Genomic DNA, 18354 nt, shown 5'->3' on the forward strand with positions numbered 1-18354 from the left:
CCGGCAGGTTCGGGCTGCTGCTGGTCGTGGTGAACGTCGCCGACGCGTTCGGATTCGGGTAGTTCGGGTTCGCACCGCTCTGGCTCTTGGCCGGCTGGTTGTTCCACGTCGTCGAGGAACTGATGGAACCCGTCGAGAACACGTTCACCGTCGTGGAGTTCGGCCCGCTCGACGCCGCCTGGCTGACCTTGGTGTTGAACTTCGCAGACAGGATGTGCGCGCCGTAGATCGACGACGGCACGCTCAGGTTGTAGTACGTCCGCTCGACACCTGTCGGCGAGCTGAAGCCCTGGTAGCCCACCGCCAGGCCGCCGCTCTGCGCGGCATCCCAGTTCGACGTCGACGCGAACGCCTGCTGCACCTCGTCGAAGTGCAGCGTCGAACCGGACGCCGAATGCGTCACGAACGTCGGGTCGATGAACACCGGGAAATGCGTCCCCTTGCCCGTCAACAGCCCCTGATCCGGGACGAGCAGCAGCCGGCCGCCGTGCAACGACTCCTTCACCCGCGCCTGATGGGCGAAAAGACCCGGCCCGTGCGCGCTGGACGCAGCTTTCCCGGCCTTGGATGAAGCGGCCCGCGCCGTGAAGGCAGCGTCCGAGGCCGTAGTCGTCGTGGTCGGTGCCGTAGCGGCGGGGTCATCACTGGAATCCCACATCACCGGCGCAGGCGAGGTGATCACCGCCCGGCCCGAGGAGTCCGTCACGGTGGTGTTGCCGGCCGCGTCCGTGGAGACCGTGAGCCCCGACGAGGCCGAAAGGGTCAACTCCAGCGACTGCAACGCCGGATCGGCCGCCGCCGTCGCGTTCTTGACGACCAGCGTCTCGTCGATCCCCCCGGCGGCCGTGGCCGTCACGTCCAAGTCCACACCGGAGGCGAGGACATCGGGGTACGTGGCGGTCGCGCCCGACAGGGTCGGCGTCGGCAGCACCGACGGCCAGGACAGCGTCAACGCCTTGCCGTCCACCGTCATCGTCGCCAGCCGCGTGTCCCCGCCCCCCGACAAGGTCAGCGCGGACTCCGTCACCGCCGGGCCGACGCTGCCGTCCGCAGACCGCTGCAGCGTCGGGTCCACCGGCACCCACGAACCGCCCCGCTTCACCCGCACCGGCAACGCCGACACGCTGTAGGACAGCGAACCGTCCGGCTCGGCGAACGTCTGCGACGCGTCCGTCCGATCGTCCAGCACCTCGACCGCACGATCCTGCAACCGCGCCATCAGCAGCCCCGACGCCTCGTCGGATGCCTGCGCGGGCCCCGACGTGCCCGCCGCGTCGACCGGCTCGACCTGCGACCGCTCCGCGGCCCTCGGCACCGAGGCGGCAAGCGCCACCCCGCCATCCCCCGCGACGGTCACCGCCTCAACAGCCAGTGCCATCACTGCCACATACGCCACCCGCCGCAACCACGCCGGCGCCGGCAACCCTCCGAACGGGCCCCCGGGCGCACCGCGCCGAGCCCCCCACCCTCCGAACACGACCCCTCCTCGCACAGCTGAGCCGTAGAAGATCCACAGCTCAGAAAACCGAGGAATCTTCACACATCCTCGACACCCGGGTAAGCCAGGCAGAGGAGCCGATTTCACCGATAGGGGGTAGGAGCCAGGACTCCTCCAGGAGAGGGCAAAGGTTCCGGCAGACCATCCGCCCGGCCAGTCGGGCAAACCGCCGCACAAGGCCCGCCCTCCGTCAAGCACCGGCAAACAAACACCACGGGGCAGTGGCGAACGCCACATGGCCGACGGACACCCCTGACCAGGGGTAACCCCCTCCCGGCCGGGCCTGCCGGCCCTTACGCGCCTACGCTCCCGCGTGTGACCAGTCAGGGCGGCCTCGGTGTCCGCGAACTCGTGCTCATGCCGGGACTCCGCCCGGCGGACGTTGTGCGCGTCCACCGCGCCGCGCTTGACGTGCTGCGTCCGGACATCGACGCGGCCCACATCGACGCCTACAGCGGTGACTTCTGGCCGCCCGAGGTCCTGCCCTCGTACGAGCGCGCCCTGCTGCTGGCGCGCGAGGAGGTCGCGCGCGGCGAACGCTCCAGGCGCGCCGACCCCGGGATGGGCATCGACGTCGACGTCAGGGACGACGACCAGTTCCAGGTGCTGTCGGACCTGGCTCCCTACACGATCCACACCGAAGGCTCGCGCGACGGGCGGCGGGTCTTCAGCGCCAGCGATACGGGAACGGCTCTGTGGGTCGAGGTATCGCAGGCGCAGGAGGCGGCACTCCGGCTCCGGTTGAGCCGGCTGGGGATCCCGCCCGATGTCCTCGCCGTCCTGCCAGCCGGGCGCTGACTGACCGTCAGCCCGGGCTCGCGGAGCCGCGGAAGCAGTGCGGCACAGCGCGGGTCCGGCCCCTGGCGATCCACCCGCGACGGGCCGTCCCACCGAGGCGGTCGGGCACGGGCGGTGACACCTGTCGGGCGGTGGGTGTGCAGCCGGCACGGAGGGCCACATTGAATACCGTTTGCCGTGTCGGCTGAGATCATGCCGAGGAAAAACCGACTTGTCACATGTTTGAAACGCGCGCTGTATACCGTTCGCGGCTATGACCCACGATGTGAGAGGCCGGGGCGGGCTGGACGAGCGTGCTCGTGCCCTCGTCGCCCGCCTGGACGCGGCCGAGCGCGCCGCCGCTGCCGCCCTGCCGGGTGACGACCCGCTCGACCCGGCCCGCCGGTTCCGGACCGAGGCGACGTGGCCCGAGCTGCTGGCCCAGCCCGACGTGGTGCGGCGCAACTGGGCCGCCGACGAAGCCGCGCTTGCCGAGGCCGCCGAGCGCATCCGCCGGCACGACCCGGACCGCGTGCTGCTCGTCGGCGCCGGGGACTCGCTGGCCGTCATGAGCGCGGCCCGGCTCGCCCTGGAGTCGATGCTCGGCGTGCCCTGCGAGCCCATGCAGAGCCTGGAACTGGCCTATTACCACGCCCACGACGTCACACCGCGCTCGCTGGTCGTCGCGCTCTCCAGTTCCGGGGAGACCACCCGCACCGTGCAGGCCCTCCTCGTGGCCCAGGCCGCCGGCGCGATGACGCTGGCGCTCACCAACAAGCCGCAATCGACGCTGGCCGCCGAGGCGACGGCGACGCTGCCGGTGGACGCGACCCGCGTGGGCTGGCCGACGCAGTCCTCCACCGCGCCGCTGGCGCTGCTGCTGCGGCTGGCCGGGCTGGTCGGCGCCGCCCGCGGGGTGCCCGAGGCCGCGGCCCTGCTCGCCGAGCTGGACACCGTGCCCGACCTGATGGCCGAGACGATCGCGCGGGCCGACCCGGTGATCGCCGAGCAGGCGGCGGCCGAACGCGATGGCCGGATGTACCTGTTCGCCGGCGGCGGGCCCAACCACGCGTCGGCCGTCGTGGGCGCCGCCAAGGTCAAGGAGTGCACCCCGGACCACGCACTCGCCGTCCAGCTGGAGGAGTTCCACCACTACAACTCGCAGAAGGCGGGCGAGCCGCTGTGGCTGCTCGTGCCCTCCGGGCGGGCGACGGCCCGCGGGGTGGACACCGTCCACGAGGCACACCGCCTCGGCGGGCACGTCTACGCCGTCACCACCGAGGGCGAGACCGCGTACGACGGCATCGCGCGCGGCGTCCTGCACCTGCCCGCGGTCACCGACGCGCTCAGCCCGCTGCTGTACTTCCTGCCGGCCCAACTGGTCGGCTACCACCTCGCCACGCAGAAGTTCGCGGCCGCCGACCGGGAAGGCTCCGCCGGGGCGACCTCGCCCGCCGGGCCGGACGGGGCCGCGCCCGCCCGCTCCGCCGGGTTCCCCGGGGACGCCGGTACCGCCGGGACCGTCAGGGCCGCCGGGCCGGCCGCGCTCGACAGCGCCGCCACGCCCGGCGCGCCTACCGGGACCACGCCGCCCGCCGACGCCGGGACCGCCGCGCCCGCCACCGCCCCCACACCCAACGGTTCCGGCGCCACCACCCCCGGGGCCCGCCGTGGCTGACTCCTCCCCCGACCTCTTCTGCATCGGCAACCTCACCGTCGACGAGTCCGTGCAGCCGGACGGCACCCGCACCGAAGCTCTCGGCGGCGACGCGGTGTTCGCAGCCCTGGCCGCGCGCCTGGCCGGCGGCCGCGCCGGCTGGCTCGCACCGATCGGCACCGATCTGCCCGCGCCCCTCGCCGCCCGGCTGGACGCCGCGGGCCTGTCCCTCGACCAGCCGCGGCGCGACCTGGCCACCGTGCGCAACGTGGTCCGCTACGCCGCCGACGGCGGCCGCACCTGGCACCTCGTCCGCGGCGAGGAGCACTTCGAGCGCATGTCGGTGCACCCCGCCGACGTCCCGCCCGCCGTCCTGGCCGCGCGCGGCCTGCTCGTGCTGGCGATGAGCCTGGACGCCCAGCTCGCGCTCACCCCGTGGCTGCGCCGCCACAGCAGCGCGACCATCTACCAGGACCTGCAGGAGGACTACCTCGCAGGCCATGAGGCCGAACTGCTCGCACTCGCCGGCCACTGCGACGCCTTCCTGCCGAGCGAGGCGGAGGCCACCCACCTGGCCGGCACGAAGGACCCCGTCGCCGCCGCACGGCACTTCGCCGGTCTCGGCCCGCGCGTGGTCGTGGTGAAGCTGGCCGAGCGCGGCTGCCTCGTGGTGGAGGACGGCGCCGTCACCGAGGTGGCCGCCGAGACCGTCGAGCCGGTCGACCCGACCGGCGCCGGGGACGCCTTCTGCGGCGCGTTCGCCGCCGTGCACCTGGCGACCGGCGACGCGGTCGCCGCCGCCCGCGCCGCCGTACGCGTCGCGGCCCTCGCGGTGCGCGGCCCCGGGGTCGTCCCGCTGCTGGACGCCGTCGCCGCGGAGGTGCGCGCATGAGCCGCACGATCATGGTCGTCAACCCCAACACCACCCGCGCCATGACCGACGCCGTCGTGGCCGCGGCGCGCTCGGCCGTACCGCCGGGCACGACGCTGGTCGGGGGCACCCCCGGCGCGGGCGTGCCCTCCGTGGAGAGCCACACCGACGAGGTGTGGGGCGCGGTCGGCGTGCTGGAGCAGGTCCGCGCCGGCGAGCAGGCGGGCGTGGACGGCTATGTGGTCGCCTGTTTCGGCGACACCGGTGTGCAGGCCGCCAGGGAAATGGCCCGCGGCCCCGTCGTCGGCATGACCGAGGCGGCCCTGTTCACCGCGGCGCTGGTCGCCGCCCGGTTCGCGGTCGTCACGCTGCCGCGCCGCACCAGCGAGATGTCCCACCGGGTGCTGCGCGAGACGGGACTGGCCCACCGCTGCACCGTACGGGCGATCGACGTGCCGGTGGCGGAGATCGCCGGGGGCGCGCTGCACGAACTCGACGCCGTGGCCGCCGAGGCGGCCCGGGCGATCGCCGACGACGGCGCCGAAGCCCTCGTGCTGGGCTGCGCGGGCCTGGCCGACCTCGTGGAGCCGCTCCAGCAGCGCCTCGGCGTGCCGGTCGTCGAAGGCGTCGCCGCGGCCGCGGCCATGGTCGACGGTCTGCTGGCCCAGGGCGTCGCCACCTCACGCGCGGGCACCTACGCCGCGCCCGAACGCATGGAGCCGACCGCATGACCCGCCCCCAACCTCCCGCCCAGGACCCGGCGGTGCTCTTCACCGACGTGCTGGTGTACGACGCCGACGCGCCCACCGGGGTGACCGGACCCACCGACGTGCTGATCACCGGGCAGCGGATCACCGCCGTCGGCCCCGGACTCGCCGCCGGCGCGCCCGAGGGCACCCGGACCGTCCCCGGCCACGGCCACCACCTGCTCGCGCCCGGCCTGGTCAACGCGCACTTCCACTCGCCGGCCAACCACCTCAAGGGGATGCTGCCCAGCCGGCCGCTGGAGGTGTTCATGCTCTACGAGTCGCCGGCCGACGAGGCGCTGCGGCCCTCACCGCGCGAGGCGTACCTGCGCACGATGCTGGCGGCGCTGGAGATGCTGCGCGGCGGCACCACCTCGGTGCAGGACGACGCGTTCGTCATGCCCGCCCCCGAGCCCGACGTGATCGACGCGATCATGTCCGCCTACGCCGACGCGGGCATCCGCGCCACCGTCGCCCTGGACCAGCCGGAGCTCCCGGAGGCCGAGAAGCTGCCCTTCCTCGCGGACATCGCCGGCGGCGACCCGGAGTTGGGCGAGCTGATCCGCCGCCCCGCGCCGATGGGCCGGGCCGACCTGCTGGACCGCTACGCCCACCTCTTCGGCACCTGGCACGGCGCGGCCGGCGGGCGGCTGCGCGGCGCGGTGTCGGTGTCCGCGCCGCAGCGGGTCGGCACCTTGTACTTCACGGCGCTGGCCGACCTGGCCGAGCAGTACGACGTGCCGGTGTTCGCGCACATGCTGGAGACCAAGGTGCAGCGTGTCCTGGCCGACGAGCAGCCGCGGTTCGCGGGCCGGTCCCTGGTCCGCTACACCGCCGACCTGGGCCTGCTGCGGGAGCGCACCAACGTCATCCACGCCGTGTGGGTCGACGGTGACGACCTGGACCTGATCGCCGCGGCCGGTGCCACCGTCGTGCACAACCCCGTCAGCAACCTGCGGCTGGGCAGCGGGATCATGCCCTTCCGGGAGATCCGCCGCCGCGGCATCCCGATCGGCCTGGGTGTGGACGAGGCCATCTGCAACGACGCCGTCGACATGTGGAGCGTGGTGCGCGCGGCGGGCCTGGTGCACAACGTCAGCGGCCTGGACAGCGACCTGTGGCCCTCGGCCGCCGAGGTGCTCGACTGCCTGTGGGCGGGCGGCGCCCGGGCGATGGGCCTGGCCGGGGAGCTGGGCGCGGTCGCGCCGGGCAGGCTGGCGGACCTGGTGCTGGTCGACCTGCACGCCCCGGCGTTCACCCCGCTCAACGACGTCCGCGGGCAGCTCGTCTACTGCGAGTCCGGCGGCAGCGTCGTGCTGACGATGGTCGACGGGCGGGTCGTGGCCGAGGGCGGCCGGGTGACCAGCGTGGACGAGGCCGCGCTGCTGGCCGAGGCGCGTGAGCTGTTCGCCGCCCGGCGCCCGGCACTGCGGGCGGCGCACACCGCGGCCGACCGGTTCCGGCCGGCGTACGAGGAGGTCGTGCGGCGGGCCGCGGGGCGCGATGTGGGCATGAACCGCTGGGCGGGGGGCCGCGCATGACCGCGGACCGCTACCCGTACACGCCGATCGGCGTGCGCCCGCCGGGGCACTGGCCCGGCCGGCGCCGGCTGGCGGTCTACGTGGCCGTCGGCGTCGAGGAGTACCGCTTCGGCAGCGGGCACGTGGAGGACCTGCTGCCCGGCGTGCCGCACCCGGACCTGGTCAACCGGTCCTGGCGCGACTACGGCAACCGGGTCGGGGTGTTCCGGCTGCTGGACCGGCTCACCGGCCTGGGCCTGCCGCCCACGGTGCTGCTCAACACGATGGTCTACGACACCGCGCCGGCCGTCACGGACGCGGCCCGCGCGGCGGGCGCCGAGATCATCGGGCACGGCGTAACCAACTCCGACTCGCTGGCCGACATGACCGAGCCCGCCGAACGCGCGTACTTGCAGGCGGTGGCGGCGCGTGTGCGGGCCGAGGAGGGCGCGGCGCCCGGCGGCTGGTCCAGCCCGTGGCTGACGCACACGCCGCGGACCGTCGACCTGCTCGCCGAGACCGGCTACCGCTACCTGCTCGACCTGCGCCCGGACGACCAGCCGGTGTGGCTGGCCTCCTCGGGCGGCCCGGTGCTGGCCATCCCCTATGCGCTGGAACTCAACGACAGCAGCACCATCGTCGGCCGGCAGGCGTCGGCCGCGGAGTTCGCCGACATGATCGTCGACGAGTTCGACGAGCTGCGCGCGGCGGCCGAGGACCAGCCGCTGGTGATGAGCGTCGTCGTGCACTCGTACATCTCCGGCGCGCCGTTCCGGCTGCGGCAGCTCGGCAGGGCGCTGGCGCATCTGGCCGCGCACGCCGACGACGTGTGGTTCACCCAGCCACGGCACATCCACCGCGCGTTCGCGTCGGCCTCGCCGCCCGCGCCCGACGCCGACGGCACCACCGAAGAGCAGGAGGCCAGCCATGTCCGCCCATGACCTGCCGACGCCCGGCACCGCCCGGGCACCGGGACCCGAGCCCGGGGCCGCCTCCCGCTCCGGGTCCGCCACCGCGCCTGCCGCGGGTACCGCGGGGCCGGTGGCCTCGGTGCGCGGCCTCAGTGTCTCGCTGCAGCGGCAGGGGGTGCGCTCGCCGGTGCTGCGGGGTGTGGACCTGGACATCGCGCCGGGCGAGATCGTCGGACTCGTCGGGGAGTCCGGCTCGGGCAAGAGCGTGCTCGCCATGACGATGCTGGGGCTGCTGCCGCGCTCCGCCCGGCCCGTGATCACCGGCAGCGTGCACGCCGCGGGCACCGACATGCTGCACGGGACGCCCGCGCAGCTGCGGGCCGTACGCCGCTCCCGGCTCGGGGTGATCTTCCAGGACCCGATGACCTCGCTGAACCCGACGATGCGGATCGGCCGGCAGATCACCGAGGTCACCGGCGACAGCGGCGAGGCCGTGACCCTGCTGGGCGCGGTGCGCGTGCCCGAACCCGCCCGGCGGATGCGGGCGTTCCCGCACGAGCTGTCCGGCGGGCTGCGGCAGCGCGTGATGGCGGCGATCGCGCTGACCGGCCGGCCGCGCCTGATCGTGGCGGACGAGCCGACGACCGCGCTGGACGTCACCGTGCAGGCGCAACTGCTGGCGCTGCTGGCCGACCTGCGCCGCGAGTTCGGGTGCAGCGTGCTGTTCATCACCCACGACCTGGCGGTGGCCGCGCAGATCACCGACCGGATCGCCGTGCTGTACCAGGGCCGCGTCGCGGAGATCGGCCCCTCCGCGCAGCTGCTGCACCACCCGACCCACCCCTACACCGCGGGCCTGCTCGGCTCCCGCCTGTCGCTGTCCACCCCGCGTACGGGCGCGCTGCCCACCCTGCCGGCCGACGGCGTTCCGGTCGCCGAACGCCTGCGGGGCTGCGCCTACCACACCCGCTGCCCTCTGGTCCTCGACCGCTGCGCGAGCCAGCAGCCACCGGCGACGCCCGTGGAGGGCACCGGTGTGCTGCGGGCCTGCTGGCGCGACAGCACGGCGGTGCGCGACATCCACCGGGCCGTCGTCCCCGCCGAGGGCCTGGCGGCGCACGCCGGGCCGCTCGGCGCCGTCCACCCGTCACCCGGCGGCTCCGGGAAGCCCGCGGCGGACCTCGCCGTCGAAGTGCGCGCTCTGGGCTGCCGGTTCCACAGCCGGTCCGGGTTCGAGCCGCGGCACACCGTGGACGCCCTGCAAGGCGTGGACCTCGACGTCCGCGCCGGGGAGGCGCTGTCGATCGTGGGCGAGAGCGGCTCGGGCAAGTCCACGCTGCTGCGGGTGATCGCCGGGCTGACCCGGCCGACCGCCGGCACCGTCGTGCTGCGCGGGACCGCGCAGATGGTCTTCCAGGACGCCGGGTCGTCGCTGACGCCGTGGCTCACCGTCGGCGCCCTGCTGCGCGAGCGGCTGCGGGCCGCGAAGGTCCCGCCGGCCGAGGCCGCCCGGCGGACCGAGGAGGTGCTGGCCGCGATGGGCCTGCCGGCCTCGGTGCTGAAGGTGCGGCCGGGTGAGCTGTCCGGCGGGCAGCGCCAGCGCGTCGCCCTGGCCCGGGCGGTCGTCGTGCCGCCGACCGTGTTGCTGTGCGACGAGCCGACCAGCGCGCTGGACGCCTCGCTCGCGGCGAGCGTGCTCAACCTGATCCGCGAGATGCGGCGCGAACTGGCCATGACGGTGGTGTTCGTCACCCACGACCTCGCGGTGGCACGGCTGATGGGCGACCGGATCGCCGTGATGGCGCAGGGGCGGCTCGTGGAGCAGGGCGACGCGCACGACATCGTCACCGCCCCGGCCGACCCGCGCACCCGCGCCCTGCTCGACGCGGTCCCCCGTATCGACGTCCCTGCCGCTCGCCCGGCGACCGGCCCCGCCGACCGTCCGGAGGCCGCGCGATGAGCGGAACGACCCGGACAACCGGGATGACCGGTGCCGCAGGCGCCGTCGACACCGCCGGTGCGCCCCTTTCCGCCGTGCCCCGCCGCCGGTTCGCGCTGCCGGTCGGTGAGCGGCTGCGGCCCGCCGGCCGGAACGTCAGCCGGGTGCTGGTCGCTCTGCTGGTGCTCACCACGCTGGTCGCGCTGCTCGCCCCCGTGCTGGCCCCGGACAACCCCATCCAGCCGGTCGGCGACCTCAACCTGCCGCCGCTGTCCGCGCACCACCTGCTCGGCACCGACAACCTGGGCCGGGACCTGCTCAGCCGCACCCTGATCGGCCTGCGCGCCAGCTGGTTCTCGGCGCTGGCCGTCGTCGCGGTGGGGCTGCTCGCCGGCGGCCTGCTCGGGGTGGTGGCCGGGGCGTTCGGCGGCTGGGTGGACGCGCTGCTGATGCGGTTCACCGACCTGTTCCTTGCGCTGCCCGGCGCGCTGGTGGCGATCGCGGTCAACGCCGCCCTCGGCCCCGGCCTCCTGCACACCCTGATCGGCGTCTCGGTCGTGTGGTGGCCCTACTACGCGCGGATCATCCGCGCCGAGGTGCGCGGCCTGGCGAGCCGGCCGCACGTCGAGGCGGCCCGGCTCGCCGGGGCCGGCCGGCTGCGGCTGATCGGCCGGCACATCCTGCCCGGTGTCGTACCGACCGCGCTCGTCACCGCGAGCCTGGACATCGGCAACGTCGTGGTGCTGCTCGCCGGCCTGTCGTTCCTCGGCCTCGGCCAGTCGGCGCCGGCCCCCGAACTGGGCGCCGACGTGCAGAACTCGCTCTACCTGCTGCTCGGACAGTGGTGGATCCCGATCATCCCGGCGCTGACGGTCATGCTGCTCAGCCTGATCGCCAACCTCGGCGGGGACGCGCTGCGCAACCTCCTGGAAGGCGACCGATGATCCGCTTCGTCCTGTGGCGCACCGGTGCCGCCGCCGTTCTGCTGGTCGTGCTGTCCGCGCTGGTCTTCGTGCTCCAGCAGATCTCCCCCGGCGACCCGGCCCGCGCCTACGTCGGCGGCAACGCCTCGCCCGCCGCGGTGGCCGCGGCCCACCACCGGCTGGGCCTGGACCGGCCGTGGCCGCAGCGGTACGTGCGCTACCTGTGGCACGCCCTCCACGGCGACCTCGGCATCTCGCTGCGCACCCACCGCCCGGTCACCACCGACCTGGGCCAGTTCCTGCCCGCGACCGCCGAACTCGTCCTGTTCTCCTTCGTCCTGGCGCTGCTGCTGGCCCTGCTGTTCGCCCTGTCGGGCGCGCTGCGCTGGCCCGGCACGGGCCTGTACCGGGGCGTACTGCTGCTGGCCGGGACGGCGCCGGCCTTCCTGCTCGGCCTCGGCGGCATCGTGCTCTTCTACGGCCACCTGCACTGGCTGCCGGAGGCGGGGCGGGGCGTGGACACCAGCTCCCCCACCGGGTTCGTGCTCCTCGACAGCCTGCTGCACGGCGACACCGGCGCCTTCACCGACGGGCTGCGGCACCTGCTGCTGCCCGGCTTGGCGCTGGCCGTCGCCCCGGCGATCAGCATCGGCCGCATCCTGCGGGCCGGCCTGGAACGCACCTTCGGGGCCGACTACGTGCGCACCGCCCGCTCCAAGGGCATCCGCGAGGTCCAGGTGCTGTGGCGGCACGTCGTACGCAACTCGCTCGACGCGACGTTGTCGATGGCCGGCCTCCAACTGGGCTTCATGTTCGCGGGCGTGGTGATCGTCGAGAACGTCTTCACCTGGCCGGGCATCGGCTACTACCTCGCGCAGAGCATCCCCCAGTCCGACTTCCCGGCGATCGCCGGGGTGACGCTGCTGCTCGGCGGCGTCTACATCGTCGTCAACGCCGTCGTCGATGTCCTGCAGGCAGTCGCCGACCCCCGCCTCACGGTGTGACCGGCGCCCACCGACCCACCGGATCCCCCGGGTACCGAACGGAGATCAGCGTGTCCATACTTCGCATCCGGCGCACATGGCACATCGTCGCCCTGGCGACGGCCATGGCCCTGGGCGCCGCCGCCTGTTCCGGCAGCACCGGCGGCAGCACCGCCGGCGCGGGCGGCAAGCCGCCCACCGACGGCGTCCTCACCGTCGGCCTGCTCGGCGACATCGGCCAGCCACCGGACCCCGACATCTACTACGCCAACAACGGCACCGCGATCATGATCAACGCCTACGAGGGCCTGGTGCAGTACCAGAACGACACCGACCAGGTGAAGATCGCACCCCGCCTGGCGACGTCGTGGACGGTCGGCGCGAACCACACCGTCTACACCTTCCACCTGCGGCACGGCGTGACCTTCCACGACGGCACGCCCTTCACCTCGGCGGCGATCGAGCCGTCCTTCCAGCGGCGGCTGGCCGTCAAGGGCGGCGCGGCCTACATGGTCGCGGGCGTCAAGAGCGTGCGGACCCCGGACCCGTACACCGCGGTCATCACCCTCGACAAGCCGAACGCGGCCTTCCTGAGCTACCTCGCCTCGCCGTTCGGCCCCAAGATGGAGTCGCCCACCGCGCTCACGCAGCACGCGGGCACCGACCACGCCCAGACCTACCTGCGCACCCACGACGTCGGCACCGGCCCGTACGAGCTGACCTCCGCGGTGTCCGGCACGAAGTACGTCCTCACCCAGTACAAGGGCTACTGGGGACCCAAGTCGCCCTTCACCACGGTGAACCTGCCGGTGTACAGCAGCGCGGCGCCGCTGCAGCTCGCGCTGGACAGCGGCGACGTGTCCGCGGTCGTCGCCGCGCTGCCCTCCTCCAGCCTCGGGCACTTCGCGTCCGACCCGAACGTGCGCAACTACTTCCTGCCGACGCTGCAGTCCTCGCTGCTGACGCTCAACCCGAGCAGGAGCTTCTTCGCCACCAAGCAGGCCAGGCTGGCGTTCCTGAAGTCGGTGGACCAGCAGAAGCTGGTGTCCCAGGTGCTCGGCAAGCGCTCCTCGGTGGCGACCACCCTGTACGCCAAGGGCATGATCCCCGGCGGCGCGGACAAGCAGTCCATCGGCTACGACCCCTCGGCGATGGCCGCCTACGCCAAGACCCTGCCCTCGGGCACCGCCATGACCATCGGCTACGCCAACGGCAACCCCAACGCGCAGAACATGGCCGAGATCCTGGTCGCCCAGATGCAGGCCATCGGCATCAAGGCCACCGCGCAGGGCTACGACACCGCCACGGTGTTCTCCTGGCCGCAGGCGCCGAAGAAGGGCCCGGACGCCTTCGTCGACGGCAACAACGGCCCGGACGGCGGCGACCCGTACATGTGGGGCCACGTCTTCTGGGACGCCTCCGGCGGCATCGACTACTTCGCGTGCGACCTGCCGAGCGTGGACACGGCGCTCAACCAGGCGGTGAAGAGCGGCGACACGAACCTGTACGTGCAGGCGGCCGAGGAGTACGCGGCCAACGGCTGTTACATGAACCTGTCGTACAACAAGGACTGGGTCGTGGCGCAGAAGTGGCTGACCGGTGTGCCCCAGTCGCAGAACCTGGGCGCGAACGAGCTGAACTTCAGCCTGCTCGGGATCGCGAAGTAGCGCGGCGGAGCAGAAAGTTCAGCCCCGGATCGGGTCGGGACGGCGGCGGTGGTGCGGCGGGGGGCCGTGCCACCGCCGCCGTCGCAATCGGGCCGCGATCGGACCGGTTCAGGTGGAGTGGGGCCGTGCCGAGCCGTGTCGGGCAGGGGTCAGGCCGTGTCCTGGATGCCGCGGTGCTCGACGAGGACGGCCATCGACTCGGCGCGGTCGCGCTCGATGTGCATGTAGGCGACGGACTCGGCGAGCCGCCCGTTGCCGGAGCTGATCGCTTCCAGCAATTCCTCGTGCCCGGCGAGCGCGTCCAGCGGGTCCAGGCGGGAGGTCAGGTAGAACAGCCACATCATCCGGCCGGACACCGACCGCATCAGCGAGCGCATCAGCTCGTTGCCGGTCAGTTCCACGATCACCTCGTGGAAGAGGGTGCTGTTCTGGGCGATCACGTAGGCGTCGTCGGTGGCGACACCCTGCCGGGAGCGCTCCAGCGCGGCGCGCAGCGGTGCGGGGGACGCTCCGCCGGCGATCTGCCGGGCGGCGAACCGGGCGGCCCCGACCTCCAGGCACAGCCGCAGGTCGAACAGGTCGTGGGCGGAGCGCACCGTCCAGCTGGTCACCACGGCACCGCGGCGGGGCAGGGTGCGGACGAAGCCGTCCACCTCCAGCAGCGGCACCGCCTCGCGCAGCGGCACCCGGGAGACCTGGAGCTCCTCGGCCAGCCGCTGCTCGGCCAGCCGGCTGCCCTGCGGGTACCGCCCCCGGATGATGCCCTCGCGCAGCCGGTCGTAGATCTGCCGCGACAGCGGATCCGCCCTGCGTTCCGTCGGCCCCTGGGCCCCCACCGTCGTACCTCTCTTCCCGCCGCCGTCCGCGGCAGGCGCACTCCCCACTTTCCCACACCCGCCGGGCAGCGGAACGATCAACCGATCGATCAGCCGGCCGGCCGAGAAGGATCGGTGGGTCCGTCGACGAGGAGTGCCCGCCGGGGCGGTCAGGTGATGCGGAACGTGGCCATCATGCCCATGTCCTCGTGCTCCAGGTTGTGGCAGTGGAAGACGTAGCGCCCCTTGTGGGTGCTGAAGCGGATGGCGAGCTGGACCTTCTCGCCCTTGTTGACGAAGACGGTGTCCTTCCACCCGTGGTCGTACGGCCCGGGGGCCCGGCCGTCGCGGGAGACGACCTGGACGGTGGCGTTGTGGATGTGGAAGGGGTGGTGGAAGTCCGAGACGACCGTCCAGAGTTCGGTGCTGCCGGCAGGCACGTCGGCCAGCGAGACCGACGGGTCGAACGCCTGGTCGTTGATCAGCCATTCGCCCTGCCCGCCCCGGTGGAACTTCATGATCCGCTGGGTCATCGAGCCGCTGGGCGTGATTGCGGTGGTCCCGGACAGGGTGGCCGGCACGCTGCTGGTGTCCTTGGTGGCGCGGGCGACGACGAAGCGCATGACGGCCGCGGTGGAGCCCGATCCGAGCCGGTTGACGAGGGTGATCTCGTCCCCGACCTTGTGCCGGCCGAAGTCGATGATCACGTCATAGCGTTCGGCCGCGGCGATCACGAGGGTGTCCTGCCGCAGGGGCGCCGCCAGCAGTCCGTGGTCGGTCCCGATCTGGGTGAACCCCTCGGAGGAGCCGTCGAGGGCGAGCTGGTAGGTGCGGGCGTTGGAGGCGTTGAGGATCCGGAAGCGGTAGCGGGCGGCGTCGACCTTCATCACCGGCCACGGCGCTCCGTTGACGAGGATGACGTCGCCCATGACGCCGTTGGCGTAGGGCTTGTCGACGCCCGGGGTCGTGCGCATGGTGGCGTCGAGCGCCGGGTACAGGAACGAGCCGTCGGCGGCGAAGGCGCGGTCGGCGATCATCAGCGGGACGTCGCGGGAGCCCTTGGGCAGGGGCAGCGCCTGCTCCTGCGCGTCGTGCGCGATGTGGAAGCCGGCCAGGCCGCGGTAGACGCTCGCGCCGGTGAAGTCCATGCGGTGGTCGTGGTACCACAAGGTCGCCGCCCGCGGCTGCGGCGGGTAGGTGTAGTCGCGCCGCAGCCTGCTGACGAGGGCGTCGGGGTCGCTCATGGCGGGCATCCCCGGCATGGCGGGCATGGCGGGGAAGGTGCCGTAGGTCTCGGCGGGGAGGAGGAAGTCGGTGGGGTAGCCGTCGCTGTCGTAGGCGGTCGTCCCGCCGTGGAGGTGGACGACGGTGGGGACCGGCAGGTCGTTCCGGTGGGTGACGACGACGCGGCGGCCCGGGTCCTGCGTGATGGTGGGGCCGGGGAAGGTGCCGTTGTAGCCCATGATTTCGGTCCGCAGGCCCGGGATGATCTCCGCGGTCGCGGCGGACTGCACGATCTCGTAGTAGTCGGTGTCGGCGGTGCGCCGTACCGGCTTCAGCTGCTCGGGGATCGGCAGCGGCGCCCGGAACCGAGCCGGCAGTGGCGCCTTGCTGGTGAGCGTGTTGATGTCGCCGTTCGGGTCGCCCTGGTCCGAGCCGTTCCACTGACCGCTGCCGTCATGGGTCTCGTCGTGCTGACCGTTGCCGTGCGTGTTGTCGTGCCCGCCGTTGCCGGGGACGGTGTGGTCCTTCACGGAGCGCCCGGGATCTTCGTCGGAGGTCGTGCAGCCCGCGAGGGCGGCGAGTGCGCCGACCGCGCCGATCGACCTGACCAGGGTGCGGCGGCTCATCGCGGCCTTGGTCGGTCGCCGGTCCGGGGCGCCGGCGGCTGCGGGGTTGGTGCCGATCTTCATGCCGCCAGCCTCGCAACGACCCCGCCCCCGGGCGTCGGCCGGCGGAAGGCTCGTGCTGCTCCGCCAGGTGTATCCGGTGTACATCCCACGGAGTACGGCCCCACCCTCCCTCGGCCGACTCGGTGGGCCGCCGGTGCGCTTTACCCTTGGCGCCGTGGCGACCCTGAACATGACGCACGCCCCCCGAGACCTCGCGCACGGCTCCCGATTCCGGCTGCCGCCGCTGGGTGTCGACCTCTGCCTGGCGATCGTGGTGACCGGTGTCACGGTGTGGGGCTGCTACAGCGAGTCCAATCCCTCCAGCAAGGCCCTGCGGGTCCTGCACGGGCACGTCGTCACACCCGCCCCCGCGTGGGCCTACCTGCTGGTGGCCGTGGCCGGTCTGGCGCTCGTCTGGCGGCGGCGCCACCCCCGGGCCGTGCTGGCCGCCTCGCTGAGCGGTGTGCTCGCCTTCACCGCGCTCGGCTACGTCGGCAACGCGGCCCTGGTCATCCCGCCGATCGCGCTGTACGCCGTGGCCGTGACCCGCTCGGCACGCCAGGCGGTCGTCCTCGGCGGCGTCACGCTCCTCGCGCTGGGAGCCATCGTCGCCACCAGCCCCTTCAACACCTTCGGCAGCGGGGACATCGCCCTTGGCGCCCTGGTCGCGGTGGCCGTGCTCGCCGGCATCGCCAGCGCCAACCGCCGTGACTACCTCGCGGCGGTCCGGACCCGGTCCGAGCTGGTCGCGCGCACCCAGGAGGAGAAGATCCGCCGCACCGTCGACGCCGAGCGGCTGCGGATCGCCCGCGAGCTCCACGACGTCGTCGCCCACACCATGTCCACCATCAACGTCCAGGCCGGTGTCGCCTCCTACGTCACCGAGGACCTGCCCCCGGTGGCGGCGGACGCCCTGCGCGCCATCAAGGTCGCCAGCAAGGACGGCCTGCGGGAGCTGCGCGCCATCCTGTCCGTGCTCCGCCAGGCCGACGACGCGGACTCCCACCAGCCCCAGCCGGGACTGGCCCGCCTGGACACCCTGGTCGCGGGGGTCACCGCGGCCGGGCTGCCGACCGGCGTCGTCACCGAAGGCCGCCCCTGCGCGCTGCCGCCCGCCGTCGACCTGGCCGCCTACCGCATCATCCAGGAGTCGCTGACCAACGCCGTCCGGCACGCCGGGCCCGCCACCGCGACCGTCACCATCACCTACGGCCACCGCGATGTCCGGCTGCGCGTCACCGACACCGGGCACGGGCCCCAGGCCGCCCGCACCTCCGCCGGACACGGGCTGATCGGCATGCGCGAGCGGGCGGCGGCGGCCGGCGGCTCCCTGACCGCAGGGCCCTCCCACCACGGCGGCTTCGAAGTCGTCGCCGTCCTACCGAAAGAGCCCCAGGCATGATCCGCGTCCTGCTCGCCGACGACCAGGCCCTCATCCGGGCCGGCTTCCGCGCCCTGCTGGAGCACACCGACGACATCACCGTCGTCGGTGAGGCCACCGACGGCGAACAGGCCGTCGAACTCGCCGCCACCGCACGCGCGGATGTGGTCCTCATGGACATCCGCATGCCGGGGGTCGACGGGCTCGAAGCCACCCGGCGCATCGCCGCCAGCGACGACCTCGCCGGGGTCCGCGTCCTGATCCTCACCACCTTCGAGTCCGACACCTACGTGTACGAGGCGATCCGCTCCGGCGCGAGCGGCTTCGTGGTGAAGGACACCGAGCCCGAGGAGCTGATCCAGGCCGTGCGGATCGTCGCCCGCGGCGACGCCCTGCTCTCCCCCGGCGTCACCCGCCGGCTCATAGCCGACATCGCCGCGAAGGCGGCCCCCGGCTCGCGCCCCACCCGCTACCGGATCGACCGGCTCACCGACCGCGAACGCGAAGTCCTCGCCATGGTCGGCCGCGGCCAGTCCAACGACGAGATCGCCACCGACCTCTTCCTCAGCCCGCTGACGGTCAAGACCCACGTCAGCCGCATCATGACCAAACTCACCGCACGCGACCGCGCCCAGCTCGTCGTCATCGCCTACGAGACCGGCCTCGTCACCGCGGGAGAGCCCGCCCACCGCGCCACGGGGACACCCCGGCGGATCTGACGAGCAGTCGGCCCACGGTGTCCCGGACCCACCCGCAAGGTTTGTCCTGCTAGCC

14 protein-coding genes and 1 pseudogene are annotated in these 18354 nt (G+C 73.4%); 12 read left to right on the plus strand and 3 right to left on the minus strand.

Going from position 1 to position 18354, the window contains the following annotated elements:
* Positions 1-1387 (minus strand): annotated as a pseudogene (locus BLR33_RS29055) (hypothetical protein); the annotation flags it as partial.
* A 426-nt stretch (positions 1388-1813) separates the two neighbouring features.
* Here BLR33_RS29055 and BLR33_RS29060 point away from each other — a divergent pair.
* The 10 genes from BLR33_RS29060 (at position 1814) to BLR33_RS29105 (ending at position 13492) form a co-directional block, all read left to right on the plus strand.
* Positions 1814-2296, plus strand: coding sequence for a hypothetical protein (locus BLR33_RS29060; RefSeq protein ID WP_143031782.1), 483 nt, complete (start codon positions 1814-1816; stop codon positions 2294-2296).
* Positions 2297-2549: 253 nt separating this feature from the next.
* On the plus strand, positions 2550-3953 hold the full coding sequence (locus BLR33_RS29065; protein ID WP_093787623.1) for an SIS domain-containing protein: 1404 nt from the start codon (positions 2550-2552) through the stop codon (positions 3951-3953).
* Positions 3946-4824, plus strand: coding sequence for a carbohydrate kinase family protein (locus BLR33_RS35385; protein WP_107408933.1), 879 nt, complete (start codon positions 3946-3948; stop codon positions 4822-4824). Before BLR33_RS29065 ends, BLR33_RS35385 begins: the two co-directional genes overlap by 8 nt.
* The gene (locus BLR33_RS29075) at positions 4821-5534 is read left to right on the plus strand and encodes an aspartate/glutamate racemase family protein (protein WP_218136719.1); all 714 of its coding nucleotides are present in this window, start codon (positions 4821-4823) and stop codon (positions 5532-5534) included. Before BLR33_RS35385 ends, BLR33_RS29075 begins: the two co-directional genes overlap by 4 nt.
* Positions 5531-7090, plus strand: a complete 1560-nt coding sequence (locus BLR33_RS29080) for an amidohydrolase family protein (protein WP_093787624.1) — start codon at positions 5531-5533, stop codon at positions 7088-7090. The genes BLR33_RS29075 and BLR33_RS29080 overlap by 4 nt, the downstream gene beginning before the upstream one ends.
* The gene (locus BLR33_RS29085; protein ID WP_093787625.1) at positions 7087-8010 is read left to right on the plus strand and encodes a polysaccharide deacetylase family protein; all 924 of its coding nucleotides are present in this window, start codon (positions 7087-7089) and stop codon (positions 8008-8010) included. The genes BLR33_RS29080 and BLR33_RS29085 overlap by 4 nt, the downstream gene beginning before the upstream one ends.
* Positions 7997-9940, plus strand: a complete 1944-nt coding sequence (locus tag BLR33_RS29090) for an oligopeptide/dipeptide ABC transporter ATP-binding protein (RefSeq protein ID WP_093787626.1) — start codon at positions 7997-7999, stop codon at positions 9938-9940. The genes BLR33_RS29085 and BLR33_RS29090 overlap by 14 nt, the downstream gene beginning before the upstream one ends.
* Positions 9937-10863, plus strand: a complete 927-nt coding sequence (locus BLR33_RS29095; protein WP_218136720.1) for an ABC transporter permease — start codon at positions 9937-9939, stop codon at positions 10861-10863. Before BLR33_RS29090 ends, BLR33_RS29095 begins: the two co-directional genes overlap by 4 nt.
* The gene (locus tag BLR33_RS29100) at positions 10860-11846 is read left to right on the plus strand and encodes an ABC transporter permease (protein WP_093787628.1); all 987 of its coding nucleotides are present in this window, start codon (positions 10860-10862) and stop codon (positions 11844-11846) included. The genes BLR33_RS29095 and BLR33_RS29100 overlap by 4 nt, the downstream gene beginning before the upstream one ends.
* A gap of 50 nt (positions 11847-11896) precedes the next feature.
* Positions 11897-13492, plus strand: a complete 1596-nt coding sequence (locus BLR33_RS29105; RefSeq protein ID WP_218136721.1) for an ABC transporter substrate-binding protein — start codon at positions 11897-11899, stop codon at positions 13490-13492.
* 149 nt (positions 13493-13641) lie between these two features.
* Here BLR33_RS29105 and BLR33_RS29110 read toward each other — a convergent pair whose 3' ends face one another.
* On the minus strand, positions 13642-14328 hold the full coding sequence (locus BLR33_RS29110) for a GntR family transcriptional regulator (protein ID WP_093787629.1): 687 nt from the start codon (positions 14326-14328) through the stop codon (positions 13642-13644).
* A 149-nt stretch (positions 14329-14477) separates the two neighbouring features.
* Entirely contained in the window at positions 14478-16220 is a 1743-nt protein-coding gene (locus BLR33_RS29115; protein WP_245771742.1) for a multicopper oxidase family protein, read from the minus strand.
* Between the two features lie 154 nt (positions 16221-16374).
* Here BLR33_RS29115 and BLR33_RS29120 point away from each other — a divergent pair, with 154 nt between their 5' ends.
* Together BLR33_RS29120 and BLR33_RS29125 are read left to right on the plus strand one after the other, a co-directional pair.
* Complete coding sequence (locus BLR33_RS29120) at positions 16375-17601, plus strand: sensor histidine kinase (RefSeq protein WP_176930579.1); 1227 nt, start codon at positions 16375-16377, stop codon at positions 17599-17601.
* Entirely contained in the window at positions 17598-18299 is a 702-nt protein-coding gene (locus BLR33_RS29125) for a response regulator transcription factor (protein ID WP_093787631.1), read from the plus strand. The genes BLR33_RS29120 and BLR33_RS29125 overlap by 4 nt, the downstream gene beginning before the upstream one ends.
* The last annotated feature ends 55 nt before the right edge of the window (positions 18300-18354 follow it).

Origin of the sequence: Actinacidiphila guanduensis, assembly GCF_900103985.1 — a bacterium.
Classification (GTDB): Bacteria; Actinomycetota; Actinomycetes; order Streptomycetales; family Streptomycetaceae; genus Actinacidiphila; species Actinacidiphila guanduensis.